Source organism: Thiomonas bhubaneswarensis (genome assembly GCF_001418255.1).
In the GTDB taxonomy this organism is placed as follows: Bacteria; Pseudomonadota; Gammaproteobacteria; order Burkholderiales; family Burkholderiaceae_C; genus Thiomonas; species Thiomonas bhubaneswarensis.
Window position 1 is genome coordinate 90,726 of record NZ_LIPV01000007.1, and the last position, 14,529, is coordinate 105,254.

General features: G+C 66.5%; 13 protein-coding genes and 1 riboswitch. Of the genes, 4 read left to right on the top strand and 9 right to left on the bottom strand.

Going from position 1 to position 14,529, the window contains the following annotated elements; all coding sequences use genetic code 11:
• Positions 1-17: 17 nt before the first annotated feature.
• A riboswitch (TPP riboswitch) is annotated at positions 18-139 on the bottom strand.
• The 4 genes from ASC45_RS10505 to ASC45_RS10520 all read right to left on the bottom strand — a co-directional run bounded on the left by ASC45_RS10505 (position 102) and on the right by ASC45_RS10520 (position 4,673).
• Positions 102-1,967: a bifunctional diguanylate cyclase/phosphodiesterase gene (locus tag ASC45_RS10505; protein ID WP_156346982.1), complete on the bottom strand. Its 1,866-nt coding sequence runs from the start codon at positions 1,965-1,967 to the stop codon at positions 102-104. Its footprint overlaps the riboswitch before it by 38 nt.
• A gap of 121 nt (positions 1,968-2,088) precedes the next feature.
• Complete coding sequence (locus ASC45_RS10510) at positions 2,089-3,081, bottom strand: fatty acid desaturase family protein (protein ID WP_055450991.1); 993 nt, start codon at positions 3,079-3,081, stop codon at positions 2,089-2,091.
• Between the two features lie 71 nt (positions 3,082-3,152).
• Positions 3,153-3,743, bottom strand: coding sequence for an NADPH-dependent FMN reductase (locus ASC45_RS10515; protein ID WP_055450992.1), 591 nt, complete (start codon positions 3,741-3,743; stop codon positions 3,153-3,155).
• Between the two features lie 63 nt (positions 3,744-3,806).
• Entirely contained in the window at positions 3,807-4,673 is an 867-nt protein-coding gene (locus ASC45_RS10520; RefSeq protein ID WP_055450993.1) for a pirin family protein, read from the bottom strand.
• Positions 4,674-4,793: 120 nt separating this feature from the next.
• Between ASC45_RS10520 and ASC45_RS10525 the strand changes: the two genes are divergently transcribed.
• From ASC45_RS10525 to ASC45_RS10535, 3 genes are all read left to right on the top strand, one after another.
• Positions 4,794-5,702, top strand: coding sequence for a LysR family transcriptional regulator (locus ASC45_RS10525; RefSeq protein ID WP_055450994.1), 909 nt, complete (start codon positions 4,794-4,796; stop codon positions 5,700-5,702).
• 123 nt (positions 5,703-5,825) lie between these two features.
• Positions 5,826-6,428, top strand: coding sequence for an NAD(P)H:quinone oxidoreductase (gene wrbA / locus ASC45_RS10530; protein WP_055450995.1), 603 nt, complete (start codon positions 5,826-5,828; stop codon positions 6,426-6,428).
• A 5-nt stretch (positions 6,429-6,433) separates the two neighbouring features.
• A complete protein-coding gene (locus ASC45_RS10535; RefSeq protein WP_072243038.1) occupies positions 6,434-6,712 on the top strand; it encodes a YkgJ family cysteine cluster protein in 279 nt (92 codons plus the stop codon).
• Positions 6,713-6,731: 19 nt separating this feature from the next.
• On the opposite strand, the gene ASC45_RS10540 is transcribed toward ASC45_RS10535, so the two are convergent.
• The 4 genes from ASC45_RS10540 to ASC45_RS10555 all read right to left on the bottom strand — a co-directional run bounded on the left by ASC45_RS10540 (position 6,732) and on the right by ASC45_RS10555 (position 10,782).
• Positions 6,732-7,721 carry a potassium channel beta subunit family protein gene (locus ASC45_RS10540; protein WP_055451096.1) on the bottom strand — a complete coding sequence of 330 codons (990 nt, stop codon included), beginning with the start codon at positions 7,719-7,721 and terminating at the stop codon, positions 6,732-6,734.
• A 132-nt stretch (positions 7,722-7,853) separates the two neighbouring features.
• Positions 7,854-8,162 (bottom strand): FeoC-like transcriptional regulator, encoded by a 309-nt coding sequence (locus tag ASC45_RS10545; RefSeq protein ID WP_055450996.1) that lies wholly within the window; start codon positions 8,160-8,162, stop codon positions 7,854-7,856.
• On the bottom strand, positions 8,159-10,519 hold the full coding sequence (gene feoB / locus ASC45_RS10550; RefSeq protein WP_055450997.1) for a Fe(2+) transporter permease subunit FeoB: 2,361 nt from the start codon (positions 10,517-10,519) through the stop codon (positions 8,159-8,161). Before feoB ends, ASC45_RS10545 begins: the two co-directional genes overlap by 4 nt.
• The gene (locus tag ASC45_RS10555) at positions 10,516-10,782 is read right to left on the bottom strand and encodes a FeoA family protein (RefSeq protein ID WP_055450998.1); all 267 of its coding nucleotides are present in this window, start codon (positions 10,780-10,782) and stop codon (positions 10,516-10,518) included. The genes feoB and ASC45_RS10555 overlap by 4 nt, the downstream gene beginning before the upstream one ends.
• Positions 10,783-11,031: 249 nt before the next feature.
• Between ASC45_RS10555 and ASC45_RS10560 the strand changes: the two genes are divergently transcribed.
• Entirely contained in the window at positions 11,032-11,736 is a 705-nt protein-coding gene (locus tag ASC45_RS10560; protein WP_055450999.1) for a fumarylacetoacetate hydrolase family protein, read from the top strand.
• 10 nt (positions 11,737-11,746) lie between these two features.
• Here ASC45_RS10560 and polA read toward each other — a convergent pair whose 3' ends face one another.
• The gene (gene polA, locus ASC45_RS10565; RefSeq protein WP_055451000.1) at positions 11,747-14,515 is read right to left on the bottom strand and encodes a DNA polymerase I; all 2,769 of its coding nucleotides are present in this window, start codon (positions 14,513-14,515) and stop codon (positions 11,747-11,749) included.
• Between the last annotated feature and the right edge of the window lie 14 nt (positions 14,516-14,529).

Genomic DNA, 14,529 nt, shown 5'->3' on the forward strand with positions numbered 1-14,529 from the left:
TGGATGAATGCCTGCCGTTGCACCGGTGCCTGGTTTCCTACGCGGGTTGGAGATCGCTCCCCTAGCCCGATCAGGTTCAGCGGATTCTGCGTTACGCAGTCTCAGCCGGGAATTTCGCCCGGCGCTCCGACAAGCTCGGGCGCAGTATAGGCGCTGCCAAGGCCGGGTAACTGCCGACCTGCGGTATAACTGCGACGGTCGATGAACAGACTGTGCCCCGGGGTCTGCTTGGCGGCCTTTTTCAGCTCCACCAGCACCGCCGCCAGTTCGCGGTGCGACTCGAACGTGCCGGGCTGCACCTGCAGCGCGCCGATCGACAGGGTAGGCAGGGTGAAGAACTGGCGTTCACCACGGCGGTTCTCCGCCTCGTAGCCACCCTTTTTCAGCGCATCGTCGGTGAAGCAGCAGCGCGAATCCTGGTCGAAACGCTGCAGTGCCGCCCGCAGCCGCTCGGGCATGTCCTCGCCCAGCCCCAGCACGATGAAATCGTCTCCGCCGACATGGCCGACGAAATCCTCCGCGCCGGAAAACACCGCCTGCAAGGCCTTGGCCACTTGCAGAATGAGTTCGTCGCCCATCCGATAGCCGTAGGCGTCGTTGAAGGGCTTGAAGTGGTCGAGATCGCAGTAGGCCGCCGTGAAGGCGATCTCGCGTTCGAGCAGGCGGTCGATGTGGTCGTTGATCGGCACATTGCCCGGCAGCAGCGACAGCGGGTTGGCATAGCGCGCGGCCTGCATCTGGAATTCGGTGACCAGTCGCAGCAGATCGCCGACCAGGAGCAGGCCACGGTAGTGGCCGTTTTCGGTCATCAGCACGCCCTCGGTGGCATGGCGATAGCTGGAATCGGCGATCAGGTCGCTGGCCTGTTGCAGCGAGCTTTTGATGTCCAGCCGCAGCACGTCGCTGCTCATCACCAGCGCGCAGGGCTTGTTGCCCAGCAGGTCGCGCACATGCGGACGCCACAGCCGATCGGCCAGCACGTAGCGGTTGAGTATGCCCAGCGCCATGCCCTGAGCATCGACCACGGGCACTGACATCAGGTCCGGCTGCTTGTCAAAGCGGCGTAGCAGTTCCTCCAGCCGGGTCTGCGGCGCCACCGGAGCGATGGCCCGCGCCAGACCCAGCGCTGAGCGCTCGATGCTGGTCTGCGTTGCGCGCATCGGGCTGCCTGGCTTAGCGCCTTCCACCGCCTCGACCACGACATGATTCAGGTCGAGCGCCGGTTGCGCCACCGGCCGGGCGATGGCGTAGCCCTGCGCCATCGGCACCCCGGCTGCACGCAGCGCCTGCAGATCGCGCAGGTGTTCCACGCCCTCAGCGATGACCCAGGAACGGCTGGCCTCGGCCAGAGTCAGCACCGAGCGCACGAAGGCCGACTTGATCGGGTCTTCCGCCATGCCATCGATGAACTCGCGGTCGATCTTGAGGTAGCGGGGCTGCAGGCGCTGCCACAGGCGCAGTCGGCCGTAGCCCTGGCCGATATCGTCCAGCGCGAGCGCGAAGCCCAGACGGTTGAGGGTCTGCGCTTCCTCGAACGCACGGGTGTCCACCTGCAGATCGTCGGTCTCCAGAAGCTCGAACACCAGCCGCGACGGCTCCAGTCCAAGGCTCTGCAGGTGGTCGAGCATGTCCTCGCTCGACAGCCAACCTGCGTCGAACAGGGTCTGGCTCACGTTGAGAAACAGCAAGCCCGGAAGCGCCTGGCGGGAAAAGGTCTCCAGCGCGGTCAGCACGCAGCGCCGGTCGAGTTCGGCCAGGCGACCGAGTTCCCGCGCCGCGGCGAACAGCGCAGCGGGCGCGTGCAACGGCGTCCCCTCAGGCCCTCGAACCAGCGCCTCGAAGCCGTGGATCACCCGTCCGCGCAAATCCGCAATGGGTTGAAACACCACGCTCAGCGCGTGATCGCGCAACAGTCGATCGAGCAGGATGGCCTGGAAATCGGGCAGGCTGGAAGGTGAGGTCAGCATGGAACGGGCGCGGGTCGGCGTGAGGCCGAAAGACGGCCTCGCTTTTTATGAAATTTTCGTGAAAACTCAGTGACACTTGCGCGACACGCTGGCGGCAGCCGACGCCCGTCGCGCCGTTGCGTCACCCCAACGGCCGAGTGCGATGAGTCGGCATGTCCGCTCTTCTGGGCAGAGTCTGCAAGGGCAAGGGGCCGCGCAATTGGCGCAGCAGCGCACGCAGATAGGCCGGCGCCCCATGCATCTCGCCGGGCTGCGCGGCGGCGGGCAGCGCGTTCCACGGCAGGGCGGGATGGCGATGGTGCACCGCATGCAGGTTGAAATGCAGGATCAGCCGCGAGGCCCAGCGTGGCAAGCGCAGGTTGAGGGCATGGCGCACGTCGTCCCCCGGCGCATGCAAGGGGGTGGCGTAGTGGTAGGCGTTGTCGGTAAGCGAGATCAGCAGTCCGCGCCCCATCAGCGCGAGCACGAGCAGCCACAGCGCCCCGGTCTGCAGGTACAGGACGCTGCCGGTCGCGATGAGCGCGAACGACAACAGGCTGTCGATGCGCATCGTGCGCAGCACCTCGGGCGTGAGCAACTGGCGCTGCACGCTGTCGGTCAGGGCGGGCAGGCCTTCTTCGGTCGGCAGGCGCCGCAGCAAGGCCAGCACCGCCTGGCGGGGCAGCCAGACCAGCAGCAGCGCAGCCACTTCGCCGAAGTAAAGCCCACCGAGCAGATGCAGGTAATAACGCACGCGAACCACGGCGGAGCGGTTCTCTGCGGGGTCGTACACCTCGGTGCGGTCGAGCGCGGTGCGATTGAACTGGTGATGTTTCAGATGCCCAAAGCGCAGCACCGCAAACGGCGCGGGAAAGCCGATTGCCAGCAATCGGGAGAGCGCATCATTGACCGCACGGCGCGGGTGCAGCACGGCGTGAATGCCTTCGTGCATCACCGACCACAGCGTGGTGGTGGCCAGTACCAGCGGGAGCAACGTCCACGCCAGAAGCGGGGCATTGGGCAGCGCCAACGGCAGCCCCAGCCATAGCCAGAGATTCAGGCCGACGCCGCCTGCAACCAGCAGCAGGTTGGTGCGCACGGCAATGTGGCGTTGGGGTGCGTCGGGTCGGTTCATCTTGATGCGGGATGGCCCCTAGCATTTTGACCGCGCCAGATGTCAACGCTGCGACAGCGCCGTGCCGCGTATCAGTCCTTTTGCAAGGCCCGCGCCAGCCCTGCCAGGGCATCGAGCACGCCCTGCACACCTTGCGCGGCGCGGGGATCGCGCAGGGCGCCCTGCTCGTCGAAGGCTTCGTGCGCGCGGCCCAGGGCGTATTGCTGCGGAATCACCAGCATGGCAAAGGCCATCTGCAGGTATTGCCGCAGCGCATTCATCGCCCGCAGCCCGCCCAGTGCCCCCGGCGAGGACGAGAGCAGCGCCACCGGCTTGTTCGCCGTGACCGCCAGCCCGGCCGGCTGCTCGCCCGCGGGAATGCGCGACAGCCAGTCGAAGGCGTTGATCACCAGAGGGGTTGGAAAGCCGTTGTATTCCGGTGTGACCACAAGCACGGCGTCGCTGTCGATCAGGGCTGCGCGCAGGGCCAGCGCGCCCGCGGGCACGCCCTGCGCCGCTTCGAGATCGCCGTCGTACAGCGGCAGCGCCAGTGCGCGCAGGTCGAACAGGCGGGGCTGCATGCCGCAGGCCGGTGCCAGGTTCGCAGCGCTGGCGGCTAGTCGGCCGCTGAGAGCACCGGCGCGCACGCTGCCGGGGAGGATGAGAAGTCGCAGACTGTTCATGGGGATCGAACTCCGGGTGGTGTCAGACAAGGCCGACCCCGGATCGCTCCAGGGCCGGTCGGCTCATGCCGCAATGCTGCCGAAGCGGCCGCTGTTGAAGTCGTTCATCGCCTGCACGATCTCGGCTTCGGTGTTCATCACGAAGGGGCCGTAGCCGACGATGGGCTCGTCGATCGGCTCGCCACTGAGCAGCAGCACGGTAGCATCTTCCTGCGCCTCCACCAACACGCCCTCGCCTTCGCGGCTGAGCTGAGCGAAGTGCGACGCGCGCACCACCGCCTCGCCGTTCACCTTCACGGCGCCGTGCAGCACCACCAGCGCCAGCGTGCGCCCGGCGGCGATGTCGAAGCGCGTCTGCGCGCCCGCGGTCAGCCGCACGTCCCACACGTCCATCGGTGTGAAAGTGCGCGCCGGGCCCTGGTGTCCGGCGTAGGCCCCGGCGATCACGCGCACCCGCCCTGCCCCGCCGGGCAGCGCGACATCGGGGATGTCGGCGTTGAGCAGGGTCTGGTAGCCCGGCCTGACCCTTTTGTCGCGAGCCGGAAGGTTGACCCAGAGCTGCACCATCTCCAGCGTGCCGCCGCGTTCGGTGAACGCCTGCGAGTGGAACTCGTCGTGCAGAATGCCTCCGCCCGCCGTCATCCACTGCACGTCACCCGGGCCGATGTGGCCCCCGGCGCCCGTGGAGTCGCGGTGATCGACTTCGCCCTGATAGACGATGGTCACGGTCTCGAAACCGCGATGCGGATGAGTGCCCACGCCGCGCGGTCTGGCTGCAGGCTCGAACTGCGCAGGCCCGGCGTAATCGAGCAGCAGGAAGGGGCTCAGATGCTTGCCGTGGGTGTTGTAACTGAAGAGCGAACGCACCGGAAAGCCGTCGCCCACCCAGTGCTGCCGGGGGTTGCTGTAAACGCCTTGGAGGGTTTTCATCACTTTCTCTCCTGAAATTCGAAGCACCGGCTTCGTCGTGCAGTGAGAATAGGTGCGCAACGATGACTTAGGTAGTCGCATTTTTCGCCATCATCGTCTCACTGGTGGAACAATACGACCATGCGCGATCTCAACGATTTGTATTACTTCACTCAGGTGGTCGAGCACGGCGGCTTCGCGCCGGCCGGGCGGGCGCTGGGCATGCCCAAGTCCAGACTGAGCCGCCGCATCGCGCTGCTCGAAGCGCGCCTGGGCACCCGGTTGATTCAGCGCACCACGCGCAGCTTCATGGTCACTGAAATCGGGCAGACTTACTACACCCATTGCAAGGCCATGCTGGTCGAGGCCGAGGCTGCGGACGAGGCCATTGCGCGAACCCGCGCCGAGCCTTGCGGTGCGGTGCGCATGACCTGTCCCGTCGCTCTGCTCGATGCTCAGGTCGGCGCCCTGGTCGCGGACTTCATGGTGCGCTACCCGCAAGTGCAACTGCAGCTCGATGCCACCAACCGGCGCGTGGACGTGGTGGCCGAAGGCATCGACGTGGCCCTGCGCGTGCGCCCGCCCCCGCTCGACGACAGCGATTTGGTGCTACGCACGCTGGGCGAACGTCTGCAGGTGCTGGTGGCCAGCCCGGCCCTGCTCCAGCGCACGCAGGTGCCTCTGACCCCGCCCGATCTGTCCGGACTGCCTAGCCTGGCCCTGGGCAGCCAGCTCGGGGTGACCCAGGTTTGGGATCTGCATGGCCCTGAAGGGGAGCAGGCCCAGGTTCGACATCAGCCGCGGCTGGTCTCGTCGAGCATGCCCGCGCTGCGTGAGGCGGCCATGGCCGGCGCAGGCATCGTGCAGCTTCCGTTGATGATGGTGCAGGCGCAACTCGCCGCGGGCCAGCTCAGCCATGTGCTGCCGGGCTGGGCGCCGCGGCCTGAAATCATCCACGCGGTATTCGCATCGCGCCGGGGGCTGCTGCCGGCCGTGCGGGCGCTGGTGGACTTTCTGGCCGAGCACCTGGGCGAAGACCCGGCCGTCTGAACGGCCCGGCCCCGCGCGATCTCCCCCATTCTGCAAAAACGCCGCCACCCGACCACAATGCCACAGACAGCGCCGAATCGGCCTGTCTTGCTTGCACAAACCCATCATCAGGAGAAATCAGAAATGGCAAAAATTCTTGTCCTCTACTACAGCACCTGGGGCCATGTGGAGACCATGGCACAGGCCGTTGCCGAGGGTGCGCGCGCCGTTGCGGGCTGCACCGTGGACATCAAGCGCGTGCCCGAGACCATGCCGACCGAAACGCTGGCCGCCATCCATGCCAAGACCGATCAGGCGGCTCCCATCGCCAAGCCTGACGATCTGGCGGACTACGACGCGATCATCTTCGGCACGCCCACGCGCTTCGGCAATATGTGCGGACAGATGCGCAACTTCCTCGACCAGACCGGTGCACTTTGGCAGCAGGGCAAGCTGGTCGGCAAGGTCGGCAGCGTGTTCGCCAGCACCGCCACGCAGCATGGCGGGCAGGAAACCACCCTCACCTCGTTCCACACCACCCTGCTGCATCACGGCATGGTCATCGTGGGCGTGCCCTACGCCTGCGGCGGTCTGCTGAACATGGACGAAATCACCGGCGGCACGCCCTACGGCGCCACCACGCTGAGCAAGGGCGACGGCAGCCGCCAGCCCAGCGCGAACGAACTCGACATCGCCCGCTATCAGGGCAAGCACGTTGCCGAAGTCACCCACAAGCTGTTCGGCTGATCGACGTGCCGGGTCACACCTCAAGCGCGGCTGAGTGCAGGCCGGGCTGCGCGGCCTGTTGCATCGCACCGTCGATCAGCAGCCCCATTCCCGGCATGCCCCAGGGCAAGCCTGCAGGCGTGCCTTGCGTGCAGCTACTGGACGATCTGCGCTGCGCCCTGTTCGGCAAACCGGAACGCCCCGCCTGTTGCAGCGGCCTGCAGCCCACCGCCGAGATGTGCGGCGATGAGCGCGAGCACGCCCTGCGCTGGCTGAGCGCGCTGGAGCGTGAAACGGCGCCTTGAGAGGCCGGATGGCGGCCGATCAAGCCGCCAGCGGTGCCGAGATCGCGTCCATCTGGCTGAGCACCTCTGGGGTGAGCTTGGGCAGTACGCCCAGCGCCCCCAGGTTTTCCTCCAGTTGCGACAACTTCGACGCGCCCAGAATCACCGAACTCACCCTCGGGTAGTGCGCCACCCAGGCCAAGGCGAGCTGGGCCACGCTGCAACCCAGTTGCTGCGCAATGGTCTCGAAGCGCTGCACGGCGGCGTTGCGGTCGGCATCGAGCAGACCATCGCGCAGAAAGCTCACGCTCTGCATCGCGCCTCGACTGCCCGCAGGCGCGCCGTGGCGGTATTTGCCTGTCAGCAGACCCGAGGCCAACGGGCTCCAAGTGGTGAGCCCGAGCCCCATGTCGTCATAGAGCCGCGCATACTCGCGCTCCACCCGCGAACGGTGAAACAGGTGGTACTGCGGCTGCTCCATCACCGGCTTGTGCAGGTGATGCTGCTGCGCGATGTCGTAGGCGGCGCGGATTTCGTCGGCGCTCCACTCGCTGGTGCCCCAATAGAGCGCCTTGCCCTGCTCGATGATGTTGTGCATCGCCCAGACGGTCTCCTCGATCGGGGTATGCGGATCGGGGCGGTGGCAGTAGATCAGGTCGATGAAATCGAGCTTGAGGCGCTGCAGACTGCCGTCCACCGCCTGCATCAGGTATTTGCGGTTGAGGGTGTTGCGGCCGTTGATCCGCGGCTTCTCGGCGGTGCCAGCGTCCAGGCCCCAGAAGAATTTGCTCGAAACCACGTAATCAAGCCGGTGCCACTTGAGCTGCGCCAGCGCCTCGCCCATCAGGCGCTCGCTCTGGCCATTGGCATAGACCTCGGCGTTGTCGAAAAAATTGACACCGGCATCTCGCGCGGCAGCCATCATTTCGCGCACTCCGGAAGCATCGATCTGGTTGTGGAACGTCACCCAGGAACCGAGCGAGAACAGACTGACTTGCAGGCCACTGCGGCCGAGGTGGCGATAGATCATGGGGGTGTGCATGGGACTCTCCGGTCAATAAACGAAGCGCGCACCGATTGGCGCGCAACAAAGACAGCAGAGAAAGCCTAGACCCTGGAGCAAAACCTTGCAGCGACGCACCGGTGTGCGCCGTGATAAGGGTCAGGCCGCGGGGCGCAGAGGAATCACCGGGCGAGGAGCCGATTGAGGTTTGCCCAAGCCCTGCCAGACGTAGAGCACCTGGGCCGGTGACGGCGCGGCGCACTGGCCGCATGTGTTGCAGGCGCCGCTGCCGCAGCTTCGTCCCTCGGGCGCCGATGCGACCTCAGCCGCCAGCCCCCGTCGCACCCAATGGGCGAGCATGTCTTGTACCGTGCCCGTCGGCAGTTGCAGATCCGCGGCAATCTGCGCAGGCGTGGCCATCTGCCGCGCCTTGAGCGCATCGCGCACGGCGAACAGCGCCATGCTCATGCCGATGCACCTTCCAGAGCCGAGGTCGAACCCAGGCCGCCACGGTTGCCATACTGCCGAAGGCCGATTACCAACAGGGCGAAGGCCAGCAGACACCCGCCTATCCACCCGGCCGAACTGAGCGGATGCTGCGCGAACGTGCCCACTTGGTAGATCACCGTGGCCGCGCCCCAGGCCAGCCCGATGCCGTAGGCGATGGAGAACATCATCCAACCCCAGCCCACTTCGCGGCGCAACGCGCCCATGGTGCTGGCGCAGGGCACGTAAAGCAGCACGAACACCAGGTAGGCGAAGGCCGAAAGCGGAGTGAACGCGGCGGCAAGCCCCGCCAGGGTTTCGTTGGTGGCACCCGAGGCCGTCTCAGCGTCCTTGGCGGAGCTCAGATCGTGCAGGCCCAGCGGGTCGGTCAGGGTGCTGAAAAAGGTCTTGGCGTTGTCGGGAATGGTCATCACGGCCGCGCCCAGTTTGTTGAGCACGTCGGGGTGGCGATAGGTCTCCATCGCGTCGGCCGCCTGCTGGCGCTGGTAGATGCCGTTGAGGGTGCCGATCACCACTTCCTTGGCCGCCGCACCCGCGATCAGGCCCGAAACAGCCGGCCAGTTGTCGCGGGTGATGCCCATGGGTTCGAACAGCGGCGTGAGCGCCCTGCTGCCCTGCGCGAGCAGGGAATGATCGATGTCCGTGGTTTTCAGCCCCTGGCTGGTCCAGCCGATGCCGGGAAGGATGAACAGCACCAGGCCGATGGCGGCGATCACCTTGCCCACGCGGAAGATGAAGACCTTCAGCCGCTGCCAGCTTTGCAGCACCACGCTGCGCACGCTGGGCAGGCGGTAGGGCGGCAGTTCCATGACAAAGGGCATGGGCTCGCCCTTCATGGCGGTGCGCCCCAGCAACCACGCCGTCAGCAGGGCCACCACGATGCCGAGCACGTAGAGCAGAAACACCACCTGCCCACCGTTGTCGCGGAAGAACACCACGGCGAAGGCCATGTAGATGGTCAGCCGCGCCGAGCAGGACATGAAGGGTTGCATCAGCACCGTCAGCGCCCGCCCGCGCGGATCTTCGATGATGCGCGAACCCATAATGGCCGGCACATTGCAACCGAAGCCGATGACCATGGGCACGAGGGCATTGCCCGGCAGCCCCATGCGCCGCATGAAGCGGTCCATCGCGTAGGCGGCGCGCGCCATATAGCCCGAATCGTCGAGCAGGGCGAGAAAGAGGAAGGTCAGGCCGATCGGCGGAATGAAGGCAATAACCAGATTCAGCCCGCCGCCCACGCCTCCCGCCACCACCTGCACCACCCAGTCGGGCAGGCCAAGTTGCAGCAGCACATGACCGACGCCCCCGATCAGCAAGGCCGACGACGCCTGATCGAAAAAGTCGAGAAAGATGTTGCCGCCCGAGAAGCTCACCACGAACACGAGGTAGAGCACCAACAGAAAAATCGGCACGCCCAGCCACTCGTTGAGCACCACGCGGTCGAGCACCTCGGTGACGCGCTGACGCAGACCCGGCTCACCACGTCGCTGCAGCGCGGCGGACGCCACCTCGTGCGCCCAGCCGAAGCGCGCGGCGGCGATGCAGTCCACCGCCGCTTCGCCCTCGGCCGACTCCACCGCTGCTTGTTCGCGCCGCACCACGGCCTGCAATGCGGCTGTCGGCGGCTCGGCCAGATCCTGCAGCAGACGCAGGGCCTCGATTCGTCGCGCCGCCATGCTGGCCTGCGCGCCGGGCAGCGCGGCTGCCACGGTCTCCAGCGCCTGCGTCACCGCCGCTCCGTAGCCGGGCGCCTGCGGCACCGCGCCCTCGCTCAGGGCAGTATCGATGGCCTGGAGCAGTTCCTTGCGGCCTCGCCCCTTGCGGGCAACCAGGGCCACCACCGGAATGCCCAGCCGCTCGGACAGCACCTGAACCTGCGGCTCCAGCCCCAGCGCCTGGGCTTCGTCGATCATGTTCAGCGCCAGCACCATGGGCTTGCCGACTTCGAGCAGTTCGGCCGTCAGCGCCAGATGGCGTTCCAGATTGGAGGCATCGACGATGTTGACCACCAGATCGACCTCTTCGCCCAGCAGATACTCCCGCGCGACACGCTGATCCACCCCGCCGCCGCCGAGCAGGCTGTAAACACCGGGCAGATCGACCACCGACAGTTTTCGCTCGCCCACACTGGCCGAACCCTCGCGGCGCTCCACCGTCACGCCGGGCCAGTTGCCCACATGCTGATGCGCGCCCGTCAGCAGATTGAAGATGGTGGTCTTGCCGCAGTTGGGGTTGCCCGCCAGGGCAACGACCTGCCGTCCGCTCTGCCCATGTCGGGTCTTGGGCGCGCAGCCGCTGTCGTGACAGGCGCTCATGCCACGACTCCTGCGCGCAGATTTGCAGGCTGCACGCGAATCCGCTCGGTCACCCCGTGCCCCAGGGCGATGCGGGCGCCGCCGACGCGCACGACCACCCCGCGCTTGCTCGGCCCCTGCACCACGCACAGCCCGGTGCCGCGGCGGATGCCGAGCATGAGCATGCGCTGCGTCATGGCGCGCCCGCCGTCGACTTCGACGACTTCGGCGCACTGACCCGGCATGAGTTGCGCCAGGGACATGGTTTGAGAATGGATGGACATGGCAGAGCAGGATGGCGGTAGGCGATAACCAGCGGTAAGAAGCGCGGGTCTCATTCTAGGGCACGAATACGGATGTAAATAGGAATTTTTATCATTCCTTAAATCCTAAGCGTGCGTTCTGACTTGCATCAAGCATGCGTGTGAAACGCGATCCACGCAGCTGTAACAGACGGTGAATGCCACGGGAGAACCCCGTTCGCGAGTGTTTGCGCCGCCTACACTGGTCTCTGTTGTTCTTACGCCAACGCCATGCAGACCGTCTTCCCGCCCCACTCCCCCGCCCTGCTGCCGATCGTGGGCAGCGCCCAGACCTATCCGGTGCGCCGGGTGTATTGCGTCGGACGCAATTACGCCGCCCACGCCCGCGAGATGGGTTCCGACCCGACCCGCGAGCCGCCGTTCTTCTTCTGCAAGCCGGGCGATACGGATGCGGTGATCGCCGTACCAGCCGGGCACACCGGCGACATCGCCTACCCGAGCGCCACTCACGAGCTGCACCATGAAATCGAGCTCGTCGTCGCCCTCGGCAAGGCCGGGCGCGACATTGCGGTGGATCAGGCTGCCGCGCACATCTACGGCTACGCCGTCGGCCTCGACCTGACCCGGCGCGATCTGCAGGGCCAGATGAAGGCGCAAGGCCGCCCGTGGGAAATCGGCAAGGCCTTCGATCAGTCGGCGCCCGTCGGCCCGATCACCCCGCGCCAGACCGACGCTCCGCCCATGACCGGCACCATTGCACTGTCGGTCGATGGCACCGTGCGTCAGCAGGGGCGGCTGGAACAGATGATCTGGTCGGTGGACGAGACCATCGCCCGGCTCTCGACCCTGTTCACCCTCAAGCCCGGCGACCTGATCTTCACCGGCACGCCCGATGGCGTGGGCGCCATCTCCCGCGGCCAGATTCTGCGCGGCGAGATCGAGGGCTTGACGCCGCTGCAGGTGCGCATCGTCTGAGCAGCAATGCTCAGTGCGCCAGCTCCCAGTTGGCGCCCATGCCCAGTTCGGCCAGCAGCGGCACGTCGAGCTGAGCCACACCGGCCATCAGGCGGGGAATGTGCTCGCGCACCCAGTGCGTCTCGTCCTCGGGTACCTCCAGCACTAGTTCGTCATGCACCTGCATGACCATGCGGGTGCGCAGCTTTTCACGGCTGAGCGCAGTATCGACGGCGACCATCGCCATTTTGATGAGGTCGGCCGCGGTGCCCTGCATGGGCGCGTTGATGGCTGCACGCTCGGCCGCAGCCCGGCGTGGCCCGCTGGCGTGAATGTCGGCCAGCCACAGCCGCCTGCCGAACACGGTCTCGACATAGCCCTGCTCCGCCGCCAGCCTGCGCGTGCGCTCCATATACGCCGCAACGCCGGGGTAACGCGCGAAGTAGCGGTCGATGTAGAGCTGCGCCGCGCTGCGCTCCAGGCCGAGGTTGCGCGCCAGGCCGAAGGCGCTCATGCCGTAGATCAGGCCGAAGTTGATGACCTTGGCCATGCGGCGCTGGTCGGGGCTGACTTCCAGCGGCGTGACACCGAAGATCTCGGCCGCCGTGGCGCGGTGAATGTCCTCCCCCGAGGCGAAGGCGGCAAGCAACCCGGCGTCCTGCGAGAGATGCGCCATGATGCGCAGCTCGATCTGCGAGTAGTCGCTCGAAGCGATCAGCCAGCCCTTGGGCGCGATGAAAGCCTCGCGGATGCGCCGCCCCTCGGCGGTGCGTACCGGAATGTTCTGCAGGTTGGGATCGTTGGACGCCAGACGACCCGTGACGGCCACGGCCTGGGCGTAGTTGGTGTGGACCCGGCCGGTGGCGGGGTTGATCATCTGCGGCAGCTTTTCGGTGTAGGTACTCTTGAGCTTGGACAGACTGCGGTGGTCGAGGATGACGCGCGGCAGCGGATAGTCTTCGGCCAGTTTCTCCAGCACCTCCTCGTCGGTGGACGGGGCGCCGGAGGCGGTCTTTTTCTGCACCGGCAGTTGCAGGCGGTCGAACAGCACTTCGCCGATCTGCTTGGGGCTGCCCAGATTGAAAGCCCCTCCGGCCAGATCAAAGGCCTGCGCCTCCAGGGCCTGCATCTTGGCGCCCAGCTCGGCGCTTTGTGCCCGCAGCAGATCGCCGTCCACCAGCACACCGGTGCGCTCGATGCGCTGCAGGATCTCGCTGACCTGCATCTCCAGGGCGTAGATGCGCGCCAGCCCCGCGTCCGCCTCGATGCTCGGCCATAGCTTGCGATGCACCTGCAGGGTGAGGTCGGCATCTTCACCCGAATAGCGCGTGGCCACGTCGAGGGCGACCTGATCGAAGGTGATGGCCTTGGCGCCCTTGCCGCAGACCTGCTCATAGCTCAGGGTGTCGTCGCGCCCCAGGTGACGGCTCACCAGGCTATCGAGGCTGTGCGGCTTGTGCGCTTCCAGCACATAGCTTTGCAGCAAGGTGTCGTGCGCATAGCCGCGCACAGTCACGCCGACATTGGCCAGCACATGACGGTCATACTTGGCGTTCTGGCCCAGCTTGGGCTTGTCGGCGCTTTCCAGCCAGGGACGCAGGCGTTCGAGCACCTCGGCCAGCGGCAACTGCTGCGGCACCCCGGGGTAGGCGTGCGCGAGGGGCAGATAGGCGGCCTCGCCAGGCGTGACGCTCAAGGAAATGCCCACCAATCGCGCACGCATCGGGTCGAGCGAGTCGGTTTCGGTGTCGATGGCGGTGAGTTCGGCCGCGTCGATGCGGGCCAGCCAAGCGTCGAACTGCGCCCAGGTCAAAACGGTTTCATACGCCCCGGGCGCACTCTTTTCTGTGGGTGGATCGTCATCCAGCAGTGACACCTGCCGGGCGGCTTCCTCGCTCACGGTCTGCGCCTTGATCTCGGCGCTGAAGCGGCGCATGCCGTTGCGGGTGAAAAAGGGCAGCAGCGCCTGCGCGTCCTCTGGCCGGGGAAGCAGATCGCGGTCGAAGGACTGTGCGTAGCCGTCCAGATCGCAGTCGGTGCGGATGGTCACCAGTTTGCGCGCGGTGGGCAGCCAGTCGAGCGCAGCCCGCAGGTTCTTGCCCGCGGCGCCCGGCACCTCGTCGGCATGTTCGATCAGGGCGTCGAGTGAGCCGTACTCGCCCAACCATTTGGCGGCCGTCTTGGGGCCGACCTTGTCCACGCCCGGCACGTTGTCCACGGCGTCGCCGACCAAGGTGAGGTAATCCACGATGCGGTTCGGCGCGACACCGAACTTGGCCAGCACCCCGGCCTCGTCGAGCACCTCGTTGCTCATGGTGTTGACCAGGGTGATGTGGTCGTTGACCAGTTGGGCCATGTCTTTGTCGCCCGTGGAGATCAGGGTGCGGATGCCCTGCGCATGCGCCCGCACGGCCAAGGTGCCGATCACGTCGTCGGCTTCCACCCCTGGCACCTCCAGCAGCGGCCAGCCCATCAGCCGCACGGCTTCATGAATGGGCTCGATCTGCGCCACCAGCTCGGGCGGCATCGGCGGGCGATGCGCCTTGTACTGGTCGTACATGTCGTTGCGGAAGGTCGACCCCTTGGCGTCGAACACGCAGGCGGAGTAGCGATACCCCTTGGCGACCGGATACTGCTCGCGCAAGCGGCGCAGCATGGCCACCATGCCGTATAGCGCCCCGGTGGGCTGGCCCTCCGGCCCGCGCAGGTCGGGCATGGCGTGGAAGGCGCGATAGAGGTAGCTTGAGCCATCCACCAGCAGCAGGGTGGGGGCGGTGTCGGAATGCGCGTCAGAATTCATCCGCGCATTATCGG

Excerpts from the sequence above, each read along its gene's own strand:
- ASC45_RS10505 (WP_156346982.1), bottom strand. The coding sequence starts at position 1,967 with ATGCTGACCTCACCTTCCAGCCTGCCCGATTTCCAGGCCATCCTGCTC.
- ASC45_RS10520 (WP_055450993.1), bottom strand. The coding sequence starts at position 4,673 with ATGAAAACCCTCCAAGGCGTTTACAGCAACCCCCGGCAGCACTGGGTG.
- feoB (WP_055450997.1), bottom strand. The coding sequence starts at position 10,519 with ATGAGCGCCTGTCACGACAGCGGCTGCGCGCCCAAGACCCGACATGGG.
- ASC45_RS10540 (WP_055451096.1), bottom strand. The coding sequence starts at position 7,721 with ATGATCTATCGCCACCTCGGCCGCAGTGGCCTGCAAGTCAGTCTGTTC.
- ASC45_RS10555 (WP_055450998.1), bottom strand. The coding sequence starts at position 10,782 with ATGTCCATCCATTCTCAAACCATGTCCCTGGCGCAACTCATGCCGGGT.
- ASC45_RS10510 (WP_055450991.1), bottom strand. The coding sequence starts at position 3,081 with ATGAACCGACCCGACGCACCCCAACGCCACATTGCCGTGCGCACCAAC.
- wrbA (WP_055450995.1), top strand. The coding sequence starts at position 5,826 with ATGGCAAAAATTCTTGTCCTCTACTACAGCACCTGGGGCCATGTGGAG.
- ASC45_RS10515 (WP_055450992.1), bottom strand. The coding sequence starts at position 3,743 with ATGAACAGTCTGCGACTTCTCATCCTCCCCGGCAGCGTGCGCGCCGGT.
- ASC45_RS10525 (WP_055450994.1), top strand. The coding sequence starts at position 4,794 with ATGCGCGATCTCAACGATTTGTATTACTTCACTCAGGTGGTCGAGCAC.
- polA (WP_055451000.1), bottom strand. The coding sequence starts at position 14,515 with ATGAATTCTGACGCGCATTCCGACACCGCCCCCACCCTGCTGCTGGTG.
- ASC45_RS10560 (WP_055450999.1), top strand. The coding sequence starts at position 11,032 with ATGCAGACCGTCTTCCCGCCCCACTCCCCCGCCCTGCTGCCGATCGTG.
- ASC45_RS10545 (WP_055450996.1), bottom strand. The coding sequence starts at position 8,162 with ATGAGCATGGCGCTGTTCGCCGTGCGCGATGCGCTCAAGGCGCGGCAG.